The organism is Streptomyces sp. NPDC101166 (assembly GCF_044768125.1).
Lineage (GTDB): Bacteria > Actinomycetota > Actinomycetes > Streptomycetales > Streptomycetaceae > Streptomyces.
The window spans coordinates 1-1244 of record NZ_JBIWPF010000184.1; the positions used below are offsets into that span (position 1 = coordinate 1).

The following is a 1244-nucleotide window of genomic DNA, read 5'->3' on the forward strand; positions in this document are numbered from 1 at the left end:
ATATGGCGAAGAAGGAAGGGGCCATCGAGGTCGAGGGCCGGGTTATCGAGCCGTTGCCCAATGCGATGTTCCGGATCGAGCTGGAGAACGGGCACAAGGTTCTGGCCCACATCAGCGGCAAGATGCGGCAGCACTACATCCGCATCCTGCCCGAGGACCGCGTCGTCGTGGAGCTCTCGCCCTACGACTTGACCCGCGGCCGCATCGTCTACCGCTACAAGTGAGTCGCTCCTCGCGGGAGCGCATCAAGACTTCCGGGGCGATATGCCCCGGGTTTCCCCGGTCGAACTGACCGGGGAAAAACTGTGTTCACGGCCAGTGAACACCAACCCAGATTGGATCTGACGTGAAGGTTCAGCCGTCCGTCAAGCCGATCTGCGAGAAGTGCAAGGTGATCCGCCGTCACGGTCGGGTCATGGTGATCTGCGAGAACCTGCGCCACAAGCAGCGTCAGGGCTGATCTCCGCCAAGCACCGAACGCAGTTCGGATTGGCAATAAGAAGCACTCCCAGCGCCAGTCGCCGTCGCCGAGTCCCGTCAGGGGACGGATGGCGGCCTACCCCCGGTACGGAGGCCGGGGCCCCACTTACGAGGGGACGGCCAGGGAGCAGACCTCCGCAAAAGTAAGGAAACGCCAACCATGGCACGTCTGATGGGCGTCGACCTCCCGCGCGAAAAGCGCATGGAGATCGCGCTGACCTACATCTTCGGCATCGGCCGTACCCGCGCCAAGGAGATCCTCGCGGAGACGGGCGTCAGCCCGGACCTGCGGTCGAAGGACCTCAGCGACGACGACCTGACCAAGCTCCGCGACTTCATCGAAGCGCAGGAGTTCAAGGTCGAGGGTGACCTGCGCCGCGAGGTGCAGGCCGACATCCGTCGCAAGATCGAGATCGGCTGCTACCAGGGCATCCGCCACCGCCGTGGCCTGCCCGTGCGTGGTCAGCGGACGAAGACCAACGCTCGTACGCGCAAGGGTCCGAAGAAGACCGTCGCCGGCAAGAAGAAGTAGGGATAGCGCATGCCTCCGAAGAGCCGGGCCTCGGGCCCGAAGAAGACTCAGAAAGCGCGTCGCCGGGATAAGAAGAACATCCCGCACGGCCACGCTCACATCAAGAGCACGTTCAACAACACGATCGTGTCGATCACCGATCCCGAAGGCAACGTCATCTCCTGGGCGTCCTCCGGCCACGTCGGTTTCAAGGGCTCGCGTAAGTCGACTCCGTTCGCCGCTCAGCTCGCCG

At 63.7% G+C, this 1244-nt stretch carries 4 protein-coding genes; all 4 read left to right on the plus strand.

Annotation, left to right across the window (positions count from 1 at the left end; translation table 11 throughout):
* The first annotated feature begins 2 nt into the window (after positions 1-2).
* The gene (gene infA, locus ACIRS4_RS37550) at positions 3-224 is read left to right on the plus strand and encodes a translation initiation factor IF-1 (protein ID WP_040804562.1); all 222 of its coding nucleotides are present in this window, start codon (positions 3-5) and stop codon (positions 222-224) included.
* 122 nt (positions 225-346) lie between these two features.
* Positions 347-460 carry a 50S ribosomal protein L36 gene (gene rpmJ / locus ACIRS4_RS37555; protein ID WP_033085975.1) on the plus strand — a complete coding sequence of 38 codons (114 nt, stop codon included), beginning with the start codon at positions 347-349 and terminating at the stop codon, positions 458-460.
* Between the two features lie 180 nt (positions 461-640).
* Positions 641-1012 carry a 30S ribosomal protein S13 gene (rpsM, locus tag ACIRS4_RS37560; RefSeq protein ID WP_213557960.1) on the plus strand — a complete coding sequence of 124 codons (372 nt, stop codon included), beginning with the start codon at positions 641-643 and terminating at the stop codon, positions 1010-1012.
* 9 nt (positions 1013-1021) lie between these two features.
* The coding region (rpsK, locus tag ACIRS4_RS37565) for a 30S ribosomal protein S11 (RefSeq protein WP_404204662.1) at positions 1022-1244 on the plus strand (223 nt) is incomplete at its 3' end.